Source organism: Salinirubellus salinus, assembly GCF_025231485.1.
Taxonomy (GTDB): Archaea; Halobacteriota; Halobacteria; order Halobacteriales; family Haloarculaceae; genus Salinirubellus; species Salinirubellus salinus.
On record NZ_CP104003.1, the window covers coordinates 588,182 to 608,784 of the forward strand.

Consider the following 20,603-nt stretch of genomic DNA (forward strand, 5'->3'; position numbering starts at 1 on the left):
CTGCCCACGACAGTCTGACGAGGGCCGGCGCAGCCCGGTTCTCGCCACTGAGAATCGGCGCGGTACCGTTTTCGCCGGGGTCTCCGAACGCCGGGACATGGCGACGTCTTCCGAGCGACCGAACCGATTCGGGACGGGGGACTCGGTGCCGGTCGGTCCGCTCGCCACCGTTGCCGTCCCGCTCGCGTTGCTCTGGGTCCACTCGCTGCCGGTCGGAACGCGCCAGTCGCTGGCGCTCGCGTTCGGCGACCCCACGCTCTCGACACTGTTCACGGCACACTTCGTCCACCTCTCGGCCGGGCACCTGCTCTCCAACCTGATAATCTACGGGCTGGTCGTCCCGATGGCGTACCTGCTGGCCCGTCGGACGGACGACCTGCGGGCGTTCCGCCGGGGGTTCCTCACCGTCCTCCTCGTCTTCCCGCCGGCGCTCTCGGGCCTGAGCGTCGCGCTCGGGCGTCCGGCGCTCGGCTACGGGTTCTCCGGGCTGAACATGGCGCTGTTCGGACTTCTGACGATGTTCCTCGGCCGGTTCCTCGCGCGACGACTCGGCGTGGGCGTCGACCGGCGGGGCCTCGTCCTGTTCGGTGCCGGTATCGTCCTCGTGGTGCTCCAGTCGCTGCCGACGACGGCCGTCTCGCTCTCGGTCGCGGGCGCGGCGGCCTGTCTCTCCCTGGCGTCCGTCGTGAGTCGGCACCGCCGTCGCTCCGCCGAGGGGCCGACGCTCGGGTCCCGGTCGGGTCGGGGCGGCGACGCAGAACTGGCGGCCGTCGCGGGGGTGCTGTTCTGTGTCCTGCCGGTCGTGGCGTTCTCCCAGCCCACGAGCGTGAGCGCAGGTCTGGGGCTGTACGTCCACTTCCTCGGGTACGCGCTCGCGTTCACGGTGCTCTACGCCGCGGACGCCGCGGGACTCCTCGCGTAACGTCACCTACTTGTCCATCCGCACGAACGTTCGCCCGTTCAGGTGGGACGACGTGAGTGAGCGCTGGTCCGTGGGGGGTCTCGTACAGTCGGCAGCCGTGCTCGTCGTCCTCGTCGTCGTGGCCGGCAGTCTGCTCGGCCAGCCGTTGCTCCTCAGTTACGTCGAGACGGGGAGCATGGCGCCGACGATGGAACCGGGCGACGGGTTCGTCGCACTCCCGCCGGCGCTGGCCGGCGACGTCGGACCGGACGACGTGGTGGTCTACGAGGCCAAGCAGTTGAACGGCGGCGGCCTCACCACGCACCGCGTCGTCGAGGAGACGACCAATGGCTACGTCACCCGGGGCGACGCGAACCCGTTCACCGACCAGGACGGGAGCGAACCGCCCGTCACCGACGGCCAGATACGTGCCGTCGCGCTGCAGGTCGGCGGGAGCGTCGTGACCGTCCCTGCGCTGGGGACGCTCGCGACAGGTCTCCAGGGCGCGTTCGGCGGCCTCCAGCGCACGCTCTCGGGACTCGTCGGCACGGACGTCCCGACCACTGCCGTCGGGCTGTTGCTCCTCGGCGGTGGCGTCGCGCTCTACGGACTCGACGACGGGACGGGCCGCGAGCGCCCGACCCGCGATCGCGGAGCCGGCGGCACGGACGCGCGGGTCCTCGTCCTCGTCCTGACGCTCGTCGTCGTCGTCCCGCTCACGGGGTCGATGGTACTCCCCGGTGGCCCACAGGACCTCGGCATCGTCAGCGCGGAGAGCGACTCGCCTGCCGGCCACGTCGTCGAGGCGGGGACGACCGAGGAGCGGACCTACCAACTGTCGAACGCGGGGCTGCTCCCGACCGTCGTCTACCTCGAACCGGCCAGCGAGGGGCTGGTGGTGTCGCCGGAACGGACCGTCCTCGACGGGGCCGCCGAGCGGGACGCCACGCTCGCCGTCTCGGCACCGCCGGAGACGGGCTACTACGTCCGCAGTCTCGTCGAGCACCGGTACGTCGCCGTCCTGCCACTCGCTGTCCTCGATTCCCTCTACCGCGTCCACCCGTGGGCCCCCATCGTCGCCATCGATGCCGTCGTCGGTGGCGGTTTCTACCTGCTCGGGACGGTCCTCGTCGGCGGGGGCTCGGTCCGCCTCCGCCGTCGCTCGCGCGGCGCCGCTCGTGATTCGTGGCTTGGGACTGTCCGGAGGCGGTTGGGATGAGCGGGCGTGAGAGCGTCCGCCTGCGACGGGCCGTCGGTGACCGCTTCGGCGCGCTCGTGGGACTCCTGCTCGTCCTCGCACTCGTCGGCGGTGCGTTCACCTACACGACCCACGTCGAACCCGGGACGCACGTCGAGGAACGGACCGTCTCCTCGTGGGAGTCCACCGCCGGTTACGCCCACTCCGCGACGGTCACCAGCGAGAACGGCGTGTTCGGCGTGGGGCGGACCCTCTCGGACCGGGCGCTCTACTTCGACGCCATCACGCCGACGCTCGACGGAGAACTCCGGTACGGCTACGAGGCCACCGGCGAGGGCGAACTCACCGTCCGTTCCTCGAGCACCCTCGTCGTCCGGGCGGTCGGCGAGCGCGACGACCGGGAGGTGGTCTACTGGCGCGTGAGCGAGCCGCTCGGTCGCCCGTCGTCGTCGACCATCGCCCCGGGCGAGACATTCACCGCCCCGTTCGGCACGAACGTGAGCGCGCTCAAGGAGCGAGTCGCCCGTATCGAGACGGAGCTCGGAGGCTCGCCCGGCACGCCGGAGGCCAGTGTCCTGACCCGTGTCCGGGTCAGCGGGACGGTCAACGGCGAACAGGTGAGTCGCTCGCGCGAGTTCACGATGACGCTCACCCTCGACGAGGGGGGGACCTACCGGGTACTCGGTGACGAGGAGATCACGCGCACCACCAACAGCACGGAGCGCGTCGTGGTCCGAGACGAGTACGGGCCTCTCCGCCGCGCGGGGGCACCGGCGCTGCTCGCACTCTCTCTGCTCGGGCTGGTCGGCCTCGTCGCGGCGCGCTCCACTGATCGGCTCGAGGTCACCGAGGCCGAACGCTCGCGTTCGGCGTTCGAGCGCGCTCGCGAGGAGTTCGACGAGTGGATCACTCCGGCAGACGTCGACCCCCCGACGGACCCCGTCCGGGTCCACACACTCGAGGGACTCGTCGACCTCGCCATCGACACGGGCGAGCGCGTCCTCGAGGCTCCCGAGCGTGAACGGTACTACGTGTTCGGCCAACAGGACTACGTCTACGAGGCGCCCGCACCGTTCGCCGACGGCGAACCGGGGGCCGCCGAGTCGACCACCGACACCGACGACGAGGGGGACGGAGGCGACGATACCCCTGTCGAGGACGCGTCCTGACCGCGACGTTCCTCGTGCACCGACCTACGATTCGACCCGTGGGTACGCCCCTGCCCACGGGTTCTCCCGCTCGAACAGCGCCGCGACGTCGAGCAGGCGCGACTCCGAGTAGCGTGGCCCGACCAGCTGCATCCCCACGGGCAGCCCGTCGACCAGTCCGGCCGGCACGTTGACGACGGGGTGGCCGGTCATGTTGAACACCCACGAGAGCATCCAGTCCATCGGGAGGCCGGAGACGTTCTGGCCGTCTATCTCGGTCGGGAACGGTTCGTCGTGCGAGAGCGTCGGCGTGGCGAGCGTGGGACAGACGAGCGCGTCGTACCCCGAGAGCGCCGACTCGACGGCGTCGTACAGCGCCGTGCGGACCTCGTCAGTCTCGCGGTACGTCGTCGCGTCGTAGCCACGACCCATGGCGAGCGTCTGGACGAAGGTGTCCGAGACGTCGTCGGCGTCGTCGCCCGTGAAGTCGAGGCCGTGTTCGTGCTGGACGGCGTCCGCGACGACGGCGAAGTGGACGGTGGCGGCGACGCCGTAGGCGTAGGTCAGGTCGCCACGGTCCGGCCCGTCGAGTTCGGCGGGGTCGACCGTCGCACCCGCGTCCTCGACGGTGCCGAGCGCGTCCGCGACGACCTCGCGGACGGCCTCGTCGACGGCGAACGTCTCCAGCGTCGGCGAGTGGGCCAGTCGGAGTCCCTCGGGGTCGGCCGGCGAGACGTCGTCGTAGCGGTCGGGCTTCGGGACGCTGAACGGGTCGCGGTCGTCACGGCCAGCCATCACCTCGAGCAGGAGACCGAGGTCCTCGACCCAGCGGGCCATCGGGCCCAGCACGCCGAACGGGGTGTGGGAGCCGAACGCATTGGGTCGCGCCTCGCGCGGGATCAGCCCGTGGGTGGGCTTGACCGAGGCGACCCCGCAACACGAGGCCGGCGTCCGCAACGACCCGCCGACGTCCGACCCCGTGGCGAGAGGGACGAGGCCCTCTCCGAGCGCGGCCGCCGACCCGCCCGAGGAGCCCCCCGCGTTGCGCTCGGGGTCGAACGGCGTGCCGGTCGGCCCCTGCAGTTCGTTGTACGTCCGCGGGGTGTGTCCGAGTTCGGGCGTGTTCGTCGTCCCGACGACGATGGCGCCGGCGTCCTCGAGTCGCTGCACGGCGACGCTCGTCTCCGCGGCGACGTTGTCCTCGAGGGCGGCGATGCCGGCCGTGTTGGGGACGCCCGCCTTCGTGTACGAGAGGTCCTTGATGGCGACCGGGACCCCGTGGAGCGCCCCGAGGTCCTCGCCCGCGTCGACGGCGCGCTCGGCGGCGGCGGCCCGCTCACGCGCCGCCTCGTGCAGCACGTTCACGAACGCGTTGGTACGGTCGTTCAGTGCCTCGATGCGGTCGAGGCTGGCCTCGACGAGGTCGACCGGCGACACGTCGCCGGCCCGTACCGCGGTCGCGAGGTCCGTCGCACTCCGGTGGAGGTCGATGGGCATGTCCGGGCCGACTCGTGGCTGACTGATAACTGTTGGCGCACCGGTGGGTGCCTCGGCCGCACAGCACCGCTCAGCGCGTCGAGAACGCGTCCGGTGGCCCGCAGGCCGGCGCGTCGGACCAGTGGGCCTTCATCGCCGAGCGGGTGTTGTAGACCGTCGAGCCACAGCCCGGACAGGGGACGCGCCAGCCGCGCTTGGGGTACGAGAGCCACGGGTAGGACCCGTCTCCCGAGGCGACGGGGACGCCGTTGACGGCGGTCACCGACTCGGAGGCGAGGGCGGCCCAGAGTGGGTGGTCAGAGCGGTCCTCGCGCCGGTGCTCGGGTGCCTCGGCGATGGCGCGCTCGGTCCGCTGGACGACGATGGCCCAGTCGTCGGCCGAACAGGTCGCCCGGTCGGGCACCGTCTCACTCGGGCCGTCACACCGGTCGGCGTCGCGCCAGTGGTCGCGGAACGACTCGAACGTGTTCGTCACCGAGCGCCCGCAGGCCGGGCAGGGGGCGGTCCACTCCGCCCGGTCGCCGTCGAACAGCGGGAAGGCGACGGGACTCTGCTCGCGCCCACCGCCGGAGACGTGTTCGGACTCGAGCAGCGCGGCGAGCTGGCTCCGGAACGCGGCCACCGAGTCGTAGCGGTCGACGGGACGCTTCGCGAGCGCCGGTCCCAGCAGTTCGTCCACGCTGTCCGGCAGCGACGGCCTGACCGTGCTCGGGGGGATCGGTCTGGACTCGACCACGTCGCGTCGGGCGGTCGGGCCCTCGAACGGTGCCTCGCCGGTCAGGAGTTCGTAGAGCGTCACGCCGAGCCCGTGGACGTCGACGAGCGGTCCCGCCGGGTCGTATCGCTCCGGCGCGACCTGTTCGGGGGCGCGGTACGGCGTCGCCGTGCCGTCGGCCGCGAGCGGCCCCGCGATACCGAGGCCGCCCAGCCGCGGGAACCCCCACTCGGCGGTCGGCTGGTGGTGGACCCACGCGGGTGAGAGCGCGCCGTGGACCGTGCCGTGCTCGTGGGCGTACACCAGCGCGTCGGCGAGACAGACCCCGACCCAGAGCGCCTCGGCGAGGGGCAGTGCCTCACGGTCGGCGTAGGACCCGCCGGCGGGGGTGGCGACCCACGGCCGTGGCTGTTTCCCAGACGCCACGATGGGGAGGACGTGGTCGTGGTCGTCGACCGCGCGCCAGCGGTCCACGGCGGCGACGAACTCGCGGGCCGGGACGGTGCTGCGGCGGTCGAGTTCCGCGAGGCGGACGGGGACGCCTTCGAGCGTCACTGCCGTGGCCGTGAGCCGGCCGGGCCAGGGCGCTGCGGCCGATTCGTCGGCCTCGTCCGCGCGCTCGAAGTCGGTATACGCCGCCCGCTGTGTGGGGACCGTCGGGCAGACTTCCGGACCCGGCGCGGCGGCGATGTCCATCGGACCACCTGTCATCACCTCGCTCTTGGGCGCGATACGGTTTAGCCTCTCGGAGTGGCGTGGACGAGGGACCAGCGTCGAGAGACACGGTGCGGTCGCGGTGCGGTCACTCCCGGAACGCTCACCCGGCCCGAGCAGAGCGGGACCTTCGGTCCCGCCGGCAGACGGCGGCTGCGCCGCCGTCGACGAAGCGAGGGCCGCCGTTTGAATCGAACGTCTTCGAGGTAGCGTGGTGGCGGAGCCACCACGTACCATGCGAGCGGCTTGCGCCGCAGGCGCGAACCCGACGAGGAACGTTTCGTGGTCAGTCGTCGGCGGTCGCCGTCTCGTCCTCGCTCTCCTCGGCGTCGGCCCGCGGCCCGCCGGCGTGGCCCTCGTGGTGGACCGCGATGTCCTGCAGGCGCTCCGAGACGGCCGGGACGTCGTCGGCCGACAGGCCGCCCCGGGCCTCGATGTCCTCGAGGCTCATCGGGAACGTGCGGGCGTCGTAGTGGATGCCGATGCCGGCTTTCGCGCCCATCCCGAGCGCGACCGGAATCTGGTTGTGGCCGGGGACCACGTCGCCGACGGCGAACACGTTTTCCACACTCGTCCGGCCGTGGTCGTCGACGGCGATGGTGCCGTCGTCGTTGACGTCGGCGCCGAGCGAGGCCGCGAGGTCGGTGTTGTAGTTCGAGCCGTACATCGGGAACCCACCCTTGTACTCGCGGCGGGTGCCGTCCTCGAAGACGAAGGCCTCGAGCCAGCCGTCGTCGTCCTTCTCCATCGACTCGATCTCCTCCTCGACGATGTCGACCGGGTGCGCCCGGAGTTGTTCGTCGGTCTCGTCGCTCCACGTCGGCTCGTCGCCCCGCAGGAGGAGGTCGACCTCCGGCGTGAAGTTGAGCATGATCATGGCGACGTGGGCGGCGGCCTCGCCGTGGCCCATCACGTACACCGACTCGTCGACGAACATGTAGGCGTCGCAGTGGAGACAGTAGTGGAGTCCCTTGCCCGTGCGCGGGAGCGGCGGGTCCGGCCGGGCGTCGGAGAAGCCGGTGGCGAAGACGACGAACTCCGAGACCACCTCGACGTTGCCGGCAGTGAGGTGGAACCGGCCGTCGTCGAGGCGCTCCACCTCGGTCACGAAGTCCTGGTGGTAGTCGGCCCCGTAGGACTGCACCTGTTCGACGCCGGTGGCGAGGAACTCGTTGCCCGAGATGTCCTCCGTCACGCCGACGACGTTGTGCGTGTCGAGCATCATCGCGGCTCGACCCCCGCCGCGGTTGATGACCGCGGTGTCGTGGCCGAGTCGTGTCGTGTACAGCGCCGCCGTCAATCCGGCGGGTCCGCCACCGACGACCGTCACCTCGTACTCCTTCGGCTGGTCACTCATCGACCCACGGTAGGAACGGGACCCCTATCAAAGGCGGGTAAGGTTGACGTAACCCACGGGCTGGCTCCGCGTCCCGGCGTCTAGTGGTCGTCTTCGCGCCAGTTCTTCCCGCACTTGACGCAGGTGAAGAAGCGCGTCTCGGACTCGTCGGCCGACCGGAGCTGTTTCATCTGGTAACGCGCCCGGTCGGAGTCACAGTCGGGGTTCGGGCAGACGACCTCCGTGGTCGGACCGATCTCGGCGTCGTCCACCTCGGACATGTCCACGACGCCACCGTCGCTCTGCCCCTCGGTGGTCGTCATGGCCTCCTCCTTCGCGGCGTCGCGTAGCTTCTCGAACCCGCACGAACGGCAGACCCAGTGGTCGCCCTCCGTGTGCATCATCGAACCGCACTCGTCACAGAACTCCATGGTGGCCCCCTTGTGGAGCGGCGTTTCTAAACGCACCGTTTCCACGCCGGCCTGCTCGTCGCGCTCCCGCCGTGACTCACTCCTCGTCCGGCGGGACGTAACTGTGTATCTCCTCGCGGAGTTCCTCCCGGTCGTCGAACGATTCGGCGCCGACCATCGACACGAGTTCCCCGAGATCCGTCTCGCCACCCCCACGCTGGACGGCGACGCCGTCCAGGGCCGCGGCTGCCTCCTCGCGGCTGAGGGGGTAGTCGAGCCCCTCGAGAACCTCCTCTACGTCCGCGATTCCGACCTCGCTCGCCATGTCTTCTGGCTTGCCGCCGATGTATAAATCTCTGTGGGTCGTTATCACGATGCGTAAGCGCCGTCCCCGACTCGTCACCCGAAGGGTCTTACACGCCGACGCGATACCCGTGGCTGTGCCCTCACGTCGGTCGGTGCTGGGGTGTTGTGGCCTGCTCGGTACCGCCACGCTCGCCGGATGTGCCGACCTCTCCGACGTCACACGTGGCCCGCCGCCGTACAGTCGGTGGGTGTACGACCCGACCGAGCGGTTCGGCGCCGAGCGGGTGGGGTACGCCTCGCTCGACGTCGAGCGGTTCGCGGCGGCCCGCGACGGCCTCCCGGAGTCGGTGACCGGCCTCCTCGACCGGTTCGACCGGCAGGTGGGGAGCGTCGACCTCGGCGACCTCACCCGGCTGACCGCGGTGGGCTTCGGGTCCCTCGAGGCCGGGCGGGCGGGATTGACCCTCGTGGCCGAGGGGTCGTTCGACCCCGGCGCGCTGCGCGAGGAGTACCGGATGCGGCGCGACGACGAGTGGACACGCCTCGACCCCCGGGGCGACCACGACTGCTGGGCGTACGAGGCGCCGTTCCTCGCGTCCCTCCCGGAGTACCGCGGACCGGACCAGGAGCGCGCCCCCTCGGTGACGGCGGGGGTGGCACTCGCCGAGGAGAGCGTCGTCGTCGGCGCGACGCTCGCGACGGACCTCCGGGGCCGCGCCGCGATGTACGCGGCCCTCGACGCGGCGGCGGACCCCGCCGCACGCTACGTGACTGTCGACCGACCAGCCCGCGACGTGAGCGACACGCTCGAGGACGAGCCGTTCGTCCTCGGGGTGAACGAGGCTGTCGTCGAGGCGCTGGCCGCCGAGGTGCCGGCGGACCAGCCACTCCTCCGGGAGGTGCTCGACGGCCTGCGGGCCATCGGCCTCGGGACGCGCGCGGGCGAGGAGCCGTCCACGACGCTGGCGCTGGTGTACGACCCGGGTGAGTTCGCGTCGCTGGACACCGTCCGCACGGTGGTCGAGGAGGTCGCCGACGGCGACGACGTCGGCGACGACGGTGCGCGGGTCAGCGTGGGCCTCGCACAGGGGGGTCGCGTGGTCGTCGTCAGCGCGGCCATCGGGCCGTCTGACCTACTGGCCGGGCTCGACGGCGTCGACCTATAACAGGTACCGGTCCTCGTTCTCGCTCATGTCGACGAAGGAGTCGGCAGCCTCGCGGAGTTCCTCGGCGGTGGAGGAGCCGAAGCCGAACACCTCGACGCGGACGCCTTCGTGGCGCAGGTGCGAACAGAGCCGCGAGAAGTCGCCGTCGCCCGAGCAGAGGACGAGCGCGTCGACGTGGGTGGCGAGCGTGACGGCGTCCAGCGAGATACCGACGTCCCAGTCGGCCTTCTTCGAGCCGTCGCCGAACGTCTTGATGTCCTTGATCTTCGCCTCGAAGCCGATGTCGCGGAGGGCGTCGAAGAAGTCCTCCTCGTTGGGTGAGTCCGCACGGATGACGTACGCGATGGCCCGGACGAGTTCGCGGTCCTGGACGGCCGAGTCGAGGAGCGCGGTGTAGTCGACGTTCCGCGAGTAGAGGCTGTGAGCGGTGTGATAGAGGTTCTGCGAGTCGGCCAGCACGGCGACGCGCTGGGTCGGGTGGATGGGGGGCACTTACCGGGAGTCGTTCGGTATCGGGCAAAGATGTTTGCATGCGAGGTCGGGAGGCTGGCGCGGGACGGTGGGGTCAGGCACCCCCGCAGACCCCACTCGAGCCGGTCCGACAGGCACAATCCATAAGCGCGCCCGAGACTACCGACCTATCATGACGTTCGACCCCAACCAGAGCCTCCCGCAGGAGGAGGTCGACGACATCGTCGACGAGGCCATCGAATCGAACGACGTGGTGCTGTTCATGAAGGGGACGCCGATGATGCCGCAGTGTGGCTACTCGGACCGGGCGCTGCGCCTGCTACAGGAGTACCGCGAGGAGTTCGAGACGGTCGACGTACTCCAGTCGCTGGACGAGTTCCGCGTCGCTCTGGAGCGCCACTCCGGGTGGACGACCACTCCCCAGACGTTCGTGAACGGGGAGTTCGTGGGGGGGAGTGATATCCTGATGGAACTTCACGAGCGCGACGAGCTCGCGACGACGCTCGAGGCGTAGCGGAGACGCCCGGAGACGGCCGTCACGGGGGCGAGAGACGGTACCCGGTGGGACCGCCCCGTGGTGTGTCATCTCTTCACGTCCCTAAGGGTAGGTGATATATGTGAGGAACCCCTAGAATCGATGAGCACCCGCAGTCAGGGAGGTGCCTCGAACCCCTGGGACAGGGAAACTATGACAAGCCGCGTATTCAGACTCCACTCGACACTTGAACTGCTACTGGAAGACGTACACGAGTACTTCGAGGACCCAGACCTGCCGGTAGACATCGCCGACGTAGAGATAACCCGACGGAACAATACCCTCATCGTCAGCGCTGTCGCCGCCGAAGACAACATCTCGAAGTACACCCCGACGGCCCAGCTGAAGGCCAGCGTCACCGAGAACCGCGTGTACGAACACGACGACGGCACCTGGCACGAGGAGCCGCCGGAGACCGAACCCGGGTTCGGAGGAGGCTCCAGCTCCTCGGGCTCCGGCTCCGGGTCCGGCCCCCAGTGGGGGGCGTTCGGTGAACAGGAAGAGGAAGAGGAGCCCCCGAACTCCAAACTCGTCGAGTACGCCTGCTTCAAGGGCGACCGCGAGACCGTCCTGCAGAACACCGCGCTCCAGTACCCGATGTTCGAGGTCCTCTGTGGCCTCGCGAAGACGGCCGACAAGGGGTCGCTGACCGCCATCGCGGCGGTCGACGACGAACTGAAGGCCGTCCGCATCGTGGACGGCGAGGAGCGCACGGCCCAGATCAAGGTCGTCGAGGACCCGACCGAGAAGGACAACTGTACGGTCAACTGGCGGGACAACAAGTTCATCTCCAGCTGAGCTCCACCGCTTCTTTCGACCAGCACCTCCCAGAGGAGTCCCGCTTCGCGCGTGCGCCCGCACGCGAATGCGCGCACTCTACCCCCGCCTCAGGACGCCCAGGGACCGGGATAGAGGGAAAGACACTTACACCTCCTAATTAGATATAATTACGAAGATGAGCGAGTTTCCCGACTACCTCGACGTCGACTACACCGACGGTGAGGGTGAGTCCGCGGCGGACTACCCGAGCGTCGAACACAAGATCGAGAAGGCCATCGAGGTCACCAAGACGGGCCTCGAGCAGTACGAGAACCCCGCCATCATGTGGACGGGTGGGAAGGACTCCACCCTGACGCTGTACTTCGTGAAGGAGGTCGCCGAGCGGTTCGACCTCGACCTGCCGCCCGCGGTGTTCATCGACCACTACCAGCACTTCGACGAACTCCTCGACTTCGTCGACCACTGGGCCGAGGAGTGGGACCTCGACGTGGTGTTCGCCCGCAACGAGGACGTGGGCGAGTACGTCGAGGCCAACGACCTCACGCCGGGTGACGACATCCCCATCGAGGACCTCTCCGAGCACAACCAGCACCACGTCCGGAACATCCTCGAGTACGAGGAGGACAGTTTCCCGTTCCTGCTCGACACCTACGTCGGGAACCACCTGCTGAAGACGGTGGCGCTGAACAACACGCTGGAGAGCCACGACATCGACGGCATCATCTCGGGCATCCGCTGGGACGAGCAGGAGGCCCGCGCCGACGAGACGTTCTTCAGCCCGCGTCACGACCCGGACATCTACCCCCCGCACGACCGCGTCCAGCCCATCCTGCAGTTCGACGAGGCCGACGTCTGGGAGGCGTTCTGGTACTTCGTGGTCCCGGAGACCGTCGAGGCGTACCCGGACGAGGGCTACGTCCCGCAGGACTACGACGACCTGCCGAACGGCCTGACCCACGAGGACATCCCGGTCTCGCCGAAGTACTTCGAGGGGTTCCGCTCGCTCGGGAGCGAGATCTCCACCGAGAAGTCCGAGCAGAAGCCGGCGTGGCTGCAGGACCTCGAGAACACGACCGAGCGCGCGGGCCGTGCGCAGGACAAGGAGGACCTGATGGAGCGCCTTCGGGACCTCGGCTACATGTGAGGACAGGCGAAACCACCTCCGCCCCACGTTCCACTTTCTTCGGCCGACGTGCGTGTTGCAGCGGCAGCCAGCAGACGCGCGAGTCACGGTACGTGCTGAACTGCACAGCGACAGCCCACGCGTCTCCCTTGCCGACTCGTCTCGGGACGACTCCTCGTCGCCGGGTCACTCGCCATCTCCGTCGTCGTCTTCACACGACCGGACGTGGTCGACGGGCCGAATCCCATCGTCGTGGGCTACGCCTCGTGCATGCTGGCCGCACTCGGGGGCGCGCGGCTGGGCGCCGCACCGCGCCGCTGGCTCGGCCACGACGGCCGGTCGGCACGGGTCGGGGCAGACCTCGCACGCGTGGCACTCGTCGCGGGCGTCACGCAGGGGACGGGGTGGCTCCTCGACCCCGACCTCTTCGGAGCCGGTGTCCTGCGGCCCTTCGTCTGGTTCGTGCTGGTCCCCGGTGTCACCGTCGTCGCCCTCCGTGAAGCGGGGCGGTTGCTCGTGCGAGGACTCCGCCGGTTCGGCGGGGGGCAGGGCGATACTGCAGCCCCGGCGCACGACTGAGCGAGCGCCAACCGCACCGAGTTGTCCCCGGCCCACCTTCTCGGGTCCATGAGTACCCACCGTCCCTTCCCCGAGTACGTCACCGTCGACTACGGCCTCGGGCGTGGCGAGTCCGCCGCCGACTACCCGGCCCTCGAAGCCAAGCTCGAACGCGGTGTCGAAGTCGTCCGCAGGGCCCTCTCGCAGTACGAGCGCCCGGCGGTGATGTGGACCGGTGGGAAGGACTCCTCGCTCGTCCTCTACCTCGTCCAGCAGGTGTGCGCGGAGGACGACCACGAGGTGCCGCCGGTCGTGTTCATCGACCACCACCAGCACTTCCCAGAGGTGCTCGCGTTCGTCGAGCGGTGGGCCGACCGCTGGCCCCTCGACCTCGTCTACGCGCGGAACGCCGACCCCGCGTTCGACCAGTACGAACCGGGTGACGACATCCCCGTCGCGGAACTGACTGCGCGCAACCAGCGCGAACTCGCCCGCACCGAGTTCGAGGGCGACACCTTCCGCTTCACCGCGGACTCGCTCGGCGGGAACCACCTCCTCAAGACCGTCGCGCTGAACGACGCCATCACCGAGCACGAGTTCGACGGCATCTTCTCCGGCGTCCGGTGGGACGAACAGGAGGCCCGCGCGAACGAGACGTTCTTCTCGCCACGCCACGACACCGAGAAGTACCCACCGCACGACCGGGTCCATCCCATCCTCCAGTTCGACGAGCGGGCGCTCTGGGACGCGATGTGGGGGTTCGTCGTCCCCGACGCCGTCGAGGGGTGGCCCGAGGGCCACATCCCCGAGTCGGCCGAGGACCTCGCCGGCTTCTCGGCCGAGGACCTCCCCGTCTCCCCGAAGTACTTCGAGGGGTTCCGCTCGCTCGGGACCGAGGCGGGCTCGGCGAAGTCCAGCGACGCCCCCGCGTGGCTGCAGGACCTCGAGGGAACCACGGAGCGAGAGGGGCGGGCACAGGACAAGGAGGGGCTGATGGAGCGACTCCGTGACCTCGGCTACATGTAGTGCCGGCCGCGTGAGCCTGTTCCAAAACCGCTTTTCCGTTGGCCACCGTTGGTCGATTCGACATGAGTCAGCAGGAGCACCTGACGCCGGAGACGAAGGGGATGCCGATGCTCGGACTGGGCACGTGGCAGAACAAGGACCTCGACCAGTGTGCGGACTCCGTGGAGGCGGCCCTGGACTTGGGCTACCGTCACGTCGACACCGCACAGATCTACCGCAACGAGAAGGGTGTCGGCGAGGGCATCGCCGCGGCCGACGTGGACCGCGAGGACGTCTTCCTCGCGACGAAGGTCTGGATCGACCAGCTCGCTCCCGAGGACGTGAAACGCTCCACCGACGAGAGCCTCGAGAAGCTCGGCACGGAGTACCTCGACCTGCTGTACGTCCACTGGCCGGCGAAGGCGTACGACCCCGAGGGGACGATGGCGGCGTTCTCCGACCTCGTCGACGACGGGAAGATAGAGCGGATCGGCGTCTCGAACTTCGAGCCCCACCACGTCGACGAGGCCGCCGAGGTCCTCGGCGAGTACCCGTTCGCCAACCAGGTCGAGATCCACCCCCTGCTCCAGCAGGAGGAACTCCGGGCCCACGCCGAGGAGCACGACTACGAACTCGTGGCGTACTCCCCGCTCGCCCGCGGGAAGGTGTTCGACGTGCCCGAGGTCGTGGACGTCGCGGAGAAACACGATGTGAGCCCCGCACAGGTCTCGCTGGCGTGGCTCCGTGCGAAGGACATCACGGCCATCCCGAAGGCCACGAGCACCGACCACATCGAGGACAACTTCGGGTCGCTCTCGCTCGACCTCGACGAGGAGGACGTGGCGGCCATCGACGCCATCGAGACGACCGACCGGCGCGTCAACCCGGACTTCGGGCCCGACGCCTGGAACTGAGCGGACGAACAGGCTCTGTGCGGGCGAGCAGGGTCCGGTCGGAGACGGAACGCCTAAGCCGGTACCCGCGTCAAAGGTTGGCATGAGCGTCTCCGAGTTCCGCGAGAAGTTGACGAGCGACTCCTTCGTGACCGCCGCCGGCACCGTCGCCTCCTACACCGTCATCCTCGTCCTGATGTTCGTCGTCCTGTTCGTCCTGCCGTACCTACTGTTCGCGTTCGTCCTGTAACGCGGTCGACGCCGTCCCGCCCGCCGGCCGACCACTCCGACTGAGTTTACCACCGTTCACCGAAACCGCCTCCGAGGCTAACACCGGTAACCGACCCCGGTGGACTTATGCGGGTTCCCCTGTCACCCTGTGCCGTATGAGCCTGGACGACATCGACCGCGTCACCGTTCTCGGCGCGGGCAACATGGGACACGGTATCACGGAGGTCGTCGCCATCGCCGGCTACGAGGTCACGATGCGCGACATCGAACAGGATCTGGTCGACGACGGTTACGAGTCCATCCAGTGGTCGCTGGAGAAACTCTCCGAGAAGGGACTGATCGACGAGGACCCCGAGGACGTGATGTCGCGCGTCTCCACGGAGGTCGACCTCGAGACCGCCGTCGAGGACGCCGACCTCGTCATCGAGGCGGCGCCCGAGCAGATGAGCCTCAAGAAGGACATCTTCGGCGACCTCGACGAGTTCACCCACGAGGACTGCATCCTCGCGTCGAACACCTCCTCGCTCTCCATCACGGAGATCGCGACCGCCACCTCGCGCCCCGAGAAGGTCTGCGGGATGCACTTCTTCAACCCGCCGGTGAAGATGGACCTCGTCGAGGTCATCTACGGCGAGGAGACCAGCGACGAGACGGCCGAGACCGTCTACGAGTTCACCGAGGCCATCGGCAAGACGCCCATCTACGTCCGCAAGGACGTGAACGGCTTCGTCGTCAACTCCGTCCTCGGCCCGTTCGGCGACGAGGCGGGCTGGATCGTCAGCGCCGGCGAGGCGACCATCCGAGAGGTGGACGCCACGATGGTCCACGAGCGCGGCTACCCGATGGGACCGTTCGAACTCGGTGACCTGACCGGCATCGACATCGGCTACCACGTCCGCAAGGAGGCCGGCAAGGACGTCCCACCCATCGTCGAGGAGAAGGTGGAGGCAGAGGAACTCGGTCAGAAGACCGGGAAGGGCTACTACGATTACGAGGACGGCGACGGCGCCGACTACGGTCCCGACGACGTCTCCGGGGAGTTCGACTGGCTCCGCATCGAGGCTCGCATCATCAACGAGGCGGCGAAACTCATCGGGAACGACGTCGCCACCCCGGAGGCCATCGACACGGGCCTCCGACTCGGTGCCGGCTTCCCCGAGGGGCCGTGCCGCCGTGCGGACAAGCTCGGCCTCGACACCGTCCTCGAGAAGTTGCAGGAGCAGCACGAGGCGACGGGCGAGGAGCGCTACGAGCCGGCCGACTATCTCGTCGACCTCGTCGAGGCGGGCAAGACCGGCGAGGATGCCGGCGAGGGGTTCTACGAGTACGGCGGCGACGACGGCGAGCGCGACTACCAGACGCTCAACACCACCCTCACCGAGGACGGCCTGCTCGAGATCGAGCTCGACCGGCCGGAGCGGCTGAACGCGCTCAACGCCGACCTGATGGACGAGATCGTCCACGTCCTCGACCACGCCGACATGGACGCGGTCCGGGCGGTCTCGTTCGAGGGGACGGGCGACCGGGCGTTCTGTGCCGGCGCGGACATCACCGGTTTCGCCGGCATGGACCCCGCCGACGTGGACGTGACCCCTGTGTTCCAGACGGTCAACGACTTCCCTCGTCCCACGCTCGCGAAGATCCAGGGGTTCTGTCTGGGTGGTGGGCTGGAGCTGGCGCTCGCCTGCGACCTGCGCATCGCCACCGAGGACTCGGAGTTCGGCTTCCCCGAGATCAACCTCGGGCTCATCCCCGGGGGCGGCGGTACCCAGCGAGCGATGCGGATGCTGACCGAGGCCCGCGCGAAGGAGCTCGTCTTCCGCGGCGAGCACATCTCGGCCGAGCGTGCCGAGAACTGGGGCCTCGTCAACCGCTGTGTCACCGACGAGGAGTTCGAGGACACGGTCGACGAATTCCTCGAGGACCTCGTCCACGGCGCGCCCATCGCGCTGCGCAAGGCCAAGGAGGTCATGAACGAGGGCCGCGACCAGGACATCGGCGCCGGCCTCGTGATGGAGAGTCAGGCGTTCGGGCTGCTGCTGACGACCGACGACATGATGGAGGGGGCCAGCGCGTTCATGGAGAAGCGCGACCCCGAGTTCGAGGGCAAATGAGCGAGTCCGAGAGCGTCCCCGAGCGGAACGTGGCGATGCTCCGCGAGACGCTCCACGACCACGGGCTGTTCGAGTGGCTCGACGTGTCCATCGAGGAACTCTCGGCGGGCCGTGCGGTGCTGCGGGTGCCGTTCGACGAGAAGTTCGCCAACCTCGCCAGCGGGACGATGCACGGCGGCGTGACCGCGACGGTCGTCGACACCGCCTCGGGGTTCGCGCTCCGCTCCACGCTGGCCGACCCGAGCGACGCCAACCTCACGACGACGGACCTCAACGTCCGGTACGTCCGGCCGGTCCGCTCGGACCTCACCGTCGAGGCCGAGGTGGTCCGCTCGGGGACGACGATGGGCGTCACGGAGTGTGAGGCCACCGTCGAGCACGAGGGTGAGACGAAGGTGGCCGCGACCGGCGGCACGACCTACCGCCTGTTCCGGGGTGAGGCATGAGCGACGACGAGTGGACGCTCGATGACCCGGACAGCGAGGCCTCGGTCTTCTACGACATCGAGGAGGGGGAGACGGACGTCACGGGCGGCCGCACCCTCACCGAGGCGGACGTGATGAACTTCGCCGGCGTCTCGGGTGACTTCAACCACCTGCACACCGACGCCGAGCGGATGGAGGACTCGATGTTCGGCGAGCGCATCGTCCACGGGACGCTCGTCCTCTCGGCGGCGACGGGCCTGCTCTGGCAGCACCGCTCGCCTGAGGAACGGGCCTCCGTGGTGGCGTTCTACGGGATGGACGAACTCCGCTTCCGCGCGCCGGCCTACATCGGCGACACCATCCACCTGGAGACCACCGTCACGGAGAAGACGGAGAAACCGGACGGCCCCGGTTCGGGGACGGTCCGCTACGACGTGGAGATCAAGAACCAGTCCGACGTGACGGTCATCTCCTGCGAGATGCTGTCGCTCCTTCGCTGAGCCGGCCCCCGGCTCAGCGGATGTTCCACGAGTCGTCCGAGAGCCTGTGCTTCGCGAACTGGGTCAGCAGTCCGATGTCGTCGAGGTGGACGAGTCTCGAGATGGCACGCAGGCTCCCGGCGTTGGCCTTCGACAGGGTGTCGTCGTCGAGTCGCTTCAGGTCGCGCATCAGGCGGTCGTAGCGCTCGTTGGAGGTGAAGTAGAGCAGTTCCGTCATCAGCAGCCGCGGGACGGCCTTCGGCGCGACGTCGTCGTGCCAGAGGTCGTTGTAGAGGTCGATGTACTCCTGTGAGGTGTCGCGGTCGCGGTGGGTGAGACAGGCGTCGATGGTGATGGCTGCGGCCCGTCCGGACTCCATCCCCACGTGGATCCCCTCGCCCCAGAGCGGGTCGATGGTCGGGACGGTGTCGCCGACGGCGATGAAGTTGTCCGTCGTCATCGTCCCCGGCGGCTGGATGTGCGCGGAGCCCCGGTGGGTCTTGCCCGGCAGTCGCTCGGCGTTCTCGAAGCGTGGGTCGGTCTCGAGCCAGTGTTCGAGGTAGCCGTCGACGGTCCGTTCTTGCCCGGCGTACTGCTTGTACGCCTCGTTCTGGATGAAACAGACGCCGACCTTGGCGGTGTCCTCGCCGGTGTGGAAGATCCACGAGTAGCCACCGGGGGCGTACTCGTGGTCGAGTCGGAGCATCATCCCGTCGGTGAGGTCGGCGTAGTCCGGGTGGTCCAGCTGGACGCCCTCGAACTCGTGTTCGATGCCGATGGCCTGGTGGTCACGCTCGAGGTCAGTGACGCCGAGCTGCTTCGCGAGCGGGGCTGCCGGGCCTGTTGCGTCGACCACCACCTCGGCGCGGACCTCGCTGTCTCCGTCGTACTTGACCCCGACCACCTCGCCGCCCTCCATCACCGGCTGTGAGACGCGGCTGTCGAAGCGCACCTCGGCGCCCTTCTCGCGGGCGTCGTCGACGAGGAAGCGCTTGAACTCGGCGAATTCGAGGACAGCACCGGGATGGCGGCGGACGAACTGCTCGTTGGGCGACTCGAGGACGACGTTGTCGGTGAAGTGCATGACCACGTCGTCGGGGACGTTGAACGAGGCGAGCATGGTGGGGAACGTACCGCCGGTGGACTTGTTGCTCGCACGTGGGAATCCGTCCTCGGCCTCTGTCTCGAGGAGGAGGACGTCGTAGCCGCGGCTGGCAGCGTCGCGGGCACACTGCGCCCCGGCGGGACCGGCCCCGGCGACGACCACGTCGTAGTGGTCTGTCACGGGGGACACCCCAGCTCCGTACGGGTTCCGGTACGTCCCGTGTCGGCCTCTGGTCCGAGAGAGACGGCACGGCTCCCGACCGACGTGCCGGTCGCGAGACGCTCGTCCGTTTCCGCTGGCATGTCAGCAAAGTCGCGCGGACGATATTAAAAAACACCCCTTCGTGGGGCCGGTTCCCCCGGACTCGCCTGCGGAACGGCCGTCTCCGTGTCAGTTCGTCGCGCGGTACTCGCCGTAACGCATCCCGAGGAACAGACACACCCCACCGAAGACGAGGACGCTCGGCAGGACCATCATCAGCACTGTACTCGTGGCCATCACGCTCGACCCGACGAGGCCGCCGACGCCGACGACGACCAGGAGGAGGAAGATGCCTAACGTGGTGTTGCGGTCGAACTCCATGGGCTACGTAGGACCGTCCGGAAGAAGGGCGTGTCGTTCCCGGAAGTCGCTCGGGCCGTTCAGGCGTCGCCGGTCTCCGTCCCGCTACCGCCGGACGACTCGTCGTCGCCCTTCGGACGCGCGAGGTCGGCCAGCGAGACGAGCAGGCCGAGCACCCAGCCGAGCGGCACCGCGATGCCGAACCAGAGCAGGACGTACCCCAGCCCCTCGAGTTCGAAGCGCTGGCGGAAGAACTGCTCGACGCCCAGGGACCGCGCAACCGTGTTGAGCAACACCTCGGCGATGGTGACACTACGGGGGAAGATGAGCGTCCCGAGCATCTCGGAGAACAGCGCGGCGACGACGGGCGGGAGGAACAGCGCCGTCATCCCTGCAGGGTAGGCGACGAGCACCGTGCTCGCCCGGCCGCCGCGGGTGGCGCTGGTCACGGCGACGATGCTCGACAGCACCGCGACGATGCTGGCCGCCGCCACGGCGTAGAACCCTCGCGGGTCGAACTGGACGCGGGCGAGTGCCGTCAGGGCGCCCCAGAGCACGACGAAGCCGAGGACGACGCCGACGAGGCCGAGACGGGTCGCCGCCGAGTCGAACCGGCGGGCGTAGAACCGCGTCGCCAGTCCGACCAGCATCAGCGGGTAGAGTACCGCCACGACGAGCGCGCCGAGGGCACCCCAGACCCGGTACTTGACCTTGTCCGCGGAGGTGCGTGGCTTCCACTTGCCAAGGACGGAGTGTTGCTTGCCGCGCTGGCGGGGGAACACCAGTTCCATCCACGTCTCGTGGAGTCGGACCACGTCCACCCGGATCCCGTCGAGGACGCCGTCGCGCTCCCGTGCCTCGGTCGCCATCTACCGAGGGGTGATTCCCGTGCCACGTCAACCTTCCGGCCTTCACGGTCACCGTCGGACGGT

General features: G+C 69.0%; 23 protein-coding genes. 14 read left to right on the plus strand and 9 right to left on the minus strand.

Going from position 1 to position 20,603, the window contains the following annotated elements; translation table 11 throughout:
* Positions 1–97 precede the first annotated feature (97 nt).
* The 3 genes from N0B31_RS03270 to N0B31_RS03280 are packed head-to-tail and all read left to right on the plus strand — an operon-like array spanning position 98 to position 3,268.
* Complete coding sequence (locus N0B31_RS03270; RefSeq protein ID WP_260594392.1) at positions 98–922, plus strand: rhomboid family protein; 825 nt, start codon at positions 98–100, stop codon at positions 920–922.
* A gap of 52 nt (positions 923–974) precedes the next feature.
* Complete coding sequence (locus N0B31_RS03275) at positions 975–2,120, plus strand: S26 family signal peptidase (RefSeq protein WP_260594394.1); 1,146 nt, start codon at positions 975–977, stop codon at positions 2,118–2,120.
* Positions 2,117–3,268: a DUF5305 domain-containing protein gene (locus tag N0B31_RS03280; RefSeq protein WP_260594396.1), complete on the plus strand. Its 1,152-nt coding sequence runs from the start codon at positions 2,117–2,119 to the stop codon at positions 3,266–3,268. Before N0B31_RS03275 ends, N0B31_RS03280 begins: the two co-directional genes overlap by 4 nt.
* A gap of 24 nt (positions 3,269–3,292) precedes the next feature.
* On the opposite strand, the gene N0B31_RS03285 is transcribed toward N0B31_RS03280, so the two are convergent.
* The 5 genes from N0B31_RS03285 to N0B31_RS03305 form a co-directional block, all read right to left on the minus strand.
* Complete coding sequence (locus N0B31_RS03285) at positions 3,293–4,744, minus strand: amidase (protein WP_260594397.1); 1,452 nt, start codon at positions 4,742–4,744, stop codon at positions 3,293–3,295.
* A gap of 70 nt (positions 4,745–4,814) precedes the next feature.
* A complete protein-coding gene (locus N0B31_RS03290; RefSeq protein WP_260594399.1) occupies positions 4,815–6,170 on the minus strand; it encodes a protein kinase domain-containing protein in 1,356 nt (451 codons plus the stop codon).
* Positions 6,171–6,459: 289 nt separating this feature from the next.
* On the minus strand, positions 6,460–7,530 hold the full coding sequence (locus tag N0B31_RS03295) for an NAD(P)/FAD-dependent oxidoreductase (RefSeq protein WP_260594400.1): 1,071 nt from the start codon (positions 7,528–7,530) through the stop codon (positions 6,460–6,462).
* 80 nt (positions 7,531–7,610) lie between these two features.
* Positions 7,611–7,940, minus strand: coding sequence for a transcription factor S (locus N0B31_RS03300; protein WP_260594401.1), 330 nt, complete (start codon positions 7,938–7,940; stop codon positions 7,611–7,613).
* Between the two features lie 76 nt (positions 7,941–8,016).
* Positions 8,017–8,244 carry a DUF5789 family protein gene (locus tag N0B31_RS03305; protein ID WP_260594402.1) on the minus strand — a complete coding sequence of 76 codons (228 nt, stop codon included), beginning with the start codon at positions 8,242–8,244 and terminating at the stop codon, positions 8,017–8,019.
* A gap of 115 nt (positions 8,245–8,359) precedes the next feature.
* Between N0B31_RS03305 and N0B31_RS03310 the strand changes: the two genes are divergently transcribed.
* Positions 8,360–9,391 (plus strand): hypothetical protein, encoded by a 1,032-nt coding sequence (locus N0B31_RS03310; RefSeq protein ID WP_260594404.1) that lies wholly within the window; start codon positions 8,360–8,362, stop codon positions 9,389–9,391.
* On the opposite strand, the gene N0B31_RS03315 is transcribed toward N0B31_RS03310, so the two are convergent.
* Positions 9,386–9,883, minus strand: coding sequence for a LabA-like NYN domain-containing protein (locus tag N0B31_RS03315; protein ID WP_260594406.1), 498 nt, complete (start codon positions 9,881–9,883; stop codon positions 9,386–9,388). The two genes, N0B31_RS03310 and N0B31_RS03315, sit on opposite strands and share 6 nt — an antisense overlap.
* A gap of 151 nt (positions 9,884–10,034) precedes the next feature.
* Here N0B31_RS03315 and N0B31_RS03320 point away from each other — a divergent pair, with 151 nt between their 5' ends.
* The 10 genes from N0B31_RS03320 (at position 10,035) to N0B31_RS03365 (ending at position 18,026) form a co-directional block, all read left to right on the plus strand.
* A complete protein-coding gene (locus N0B31_RS03320; RefSeq protein WP_260594408.1) occupies positions 10,035–10,376 on the plus strand; it encodes a glutaredoxin family protein in 342 nt (113 codons plus the stop codon).
* A gap of 174 nt (positions 10,377–10,550) precedes the next feature.
* Positions 10,551–11,195: a DUF7110 family protein gene (locus tag N0B31_RS03325; protein WP_260594410.1), complete on the plus strand. Its 645-nt coding sequence runs from the start codon at positions 10,551–10,553 to the stop codon at positions 11,193–11,195.
* 157 nt (positions 11,196–11,352) lie between these two features.
* A complete protein-coding gene (locus N0B31_RS03330) occupies positions 11,353–12,321 on the plus strand; it encodes a phosphoadenosine phosphosulfate reductase family protein (RefSeq protein WP_368389214.1) in 969 nt (322 codons plus the stop codon).
* 204 nt (positions 12,322–12,525) lie between these two features.
* Positions 12,526–12,879, plus strand: a complete 354-nt coding sequence (locus N0B31_RS03335; protein ID WP_260594412.1) for a hypothetical protein — start codon at positions 12,526–12,528, stop codon at positions 12,877–12,879.
* A 48-nt stretch (positions 12,880–12,927) separates the two neighbouring features.
* A complete protein-coding gene (locus N0B31_RS03340; RefSeq protein ID WP_260594413.1) occupies positions 12,928–13,884 on the plus strand; it encodes a phosphoadenosine phosphosulfate reductase family protein in 957 nt (318 codons plus the stop codon).
* A 101-nt stretch (positions 13,885–13,985) separates the two neighbouring features.
* Positions 13,986–14,777 carry an aldo/keto reductase gene (locus N0B31_RS03345; protein ID WP_260644042.1) on the plus strand — a complete coding sequence of 264 codons (792 nt, stop codon included), beginning with the start codon at positions 13,986–13,988 and terminating at the stop codon, positions 14,775–14,777.
* Between the two features lie 82 nt (positions 14,778–14,859).
* On the plus strand, positions 14,860–15,006 hold the full coding sequence (locus N0B31_RS03350) for a hypothetical protein (RefSeq protein WP_260594415.1): 147 nt from the start codon (positions 14,860–14,862) through the stop codon (positions 15,004–15,006).
* A gap of 136 nt (positions 15,007–15,142) precedes the next feature.
* Positions 15,143–17,101 carry a 3-hydroxyacyl-CoA dehydrogenase/enoyl-CoA hydratase family protein gene (locus N0B31_RS03355; RefSeq protein WP_260594416.1) on the plus strand — a complete coding sequence of 653 codons (1,959 nt, stop codon included), beginning with the start codon at positions 15,143–15,145 and terminating at the stop codon, positions 17,099–17,101.
* Entirely contained in the window at positions 17,098–17,547 is a 450-nt protein-coding gene (locus tag N0B31_RS03360; RefSeq protein ID WP_260594417.1) for a PaaI family thioesterase, read from the plus strand. Before N0B31_RS03355 ends, N0B31_RS03360 begins: the two co-directional genes overlap by 4 nt.
* Positions 17,544–18,026 carry a MaoC/PaaZ C-terminal domain-containing protein gene (locus tag N0B31_RS03365; protein ID WP_260594418.1) on the plus strand — a complete coding sequence of 161 codons (483 nt, stop codon included), beginning with the start codon at positions 17,544–17,546 and terminating at the stop codon, positions 18,024–18,026. Before N0B31_RS03360 ends, N0B31_RS03365 begins: the two co-directional genes overlap by 4 nt.
* A 13-nt stretch (positions 18,027–18,039) precedes the next feature.
* Here the strand turns inward: N0B31_RS03365 and N0B31_RS03370 are convergent, their stop codons facing one another.
* From N0B31_RS03370 to N0B31_RS03380, 3 genes are all read right to left on the minus strand, one after another.
* Positions 18,040–19,290 (minus strand): digeranylgeranylglycerophospholipid reductase, encoded by a 1,251-nt coding sequence (locus N0B31_RS03370; protein ID WP_260594420.1) that lies wholly within the window; start codon positions 19,288–19,290, stop codon positions 18,040–18,042.
* 210 nt (positions 19,291–19,500) lie between these two features.
* A complete protein-coding gene (locus N0B31_RS03375; protein ID WP_260594422.1) occupies positions 19,501–19,692 on the minus strand; it encodes a DUF7333 family protein in 192 nt (63 codons plus the stop codon).
* A 59-nt stretch (positions 19,693–19,751) separates the two neighbouring features.
* Positions 19,752–20,540, minus strand: coding sequence for a hypothetical protein (locus N0B31_RS03380; RefSeq protein ID WP_260594424.1), 789 nt, complete (start codon positions 20,538–20,540; stop codon positions 19,752–19,754).
* Between the last annotated feature and the right edge of the window lie 63 nt (positions 20,541–20,603).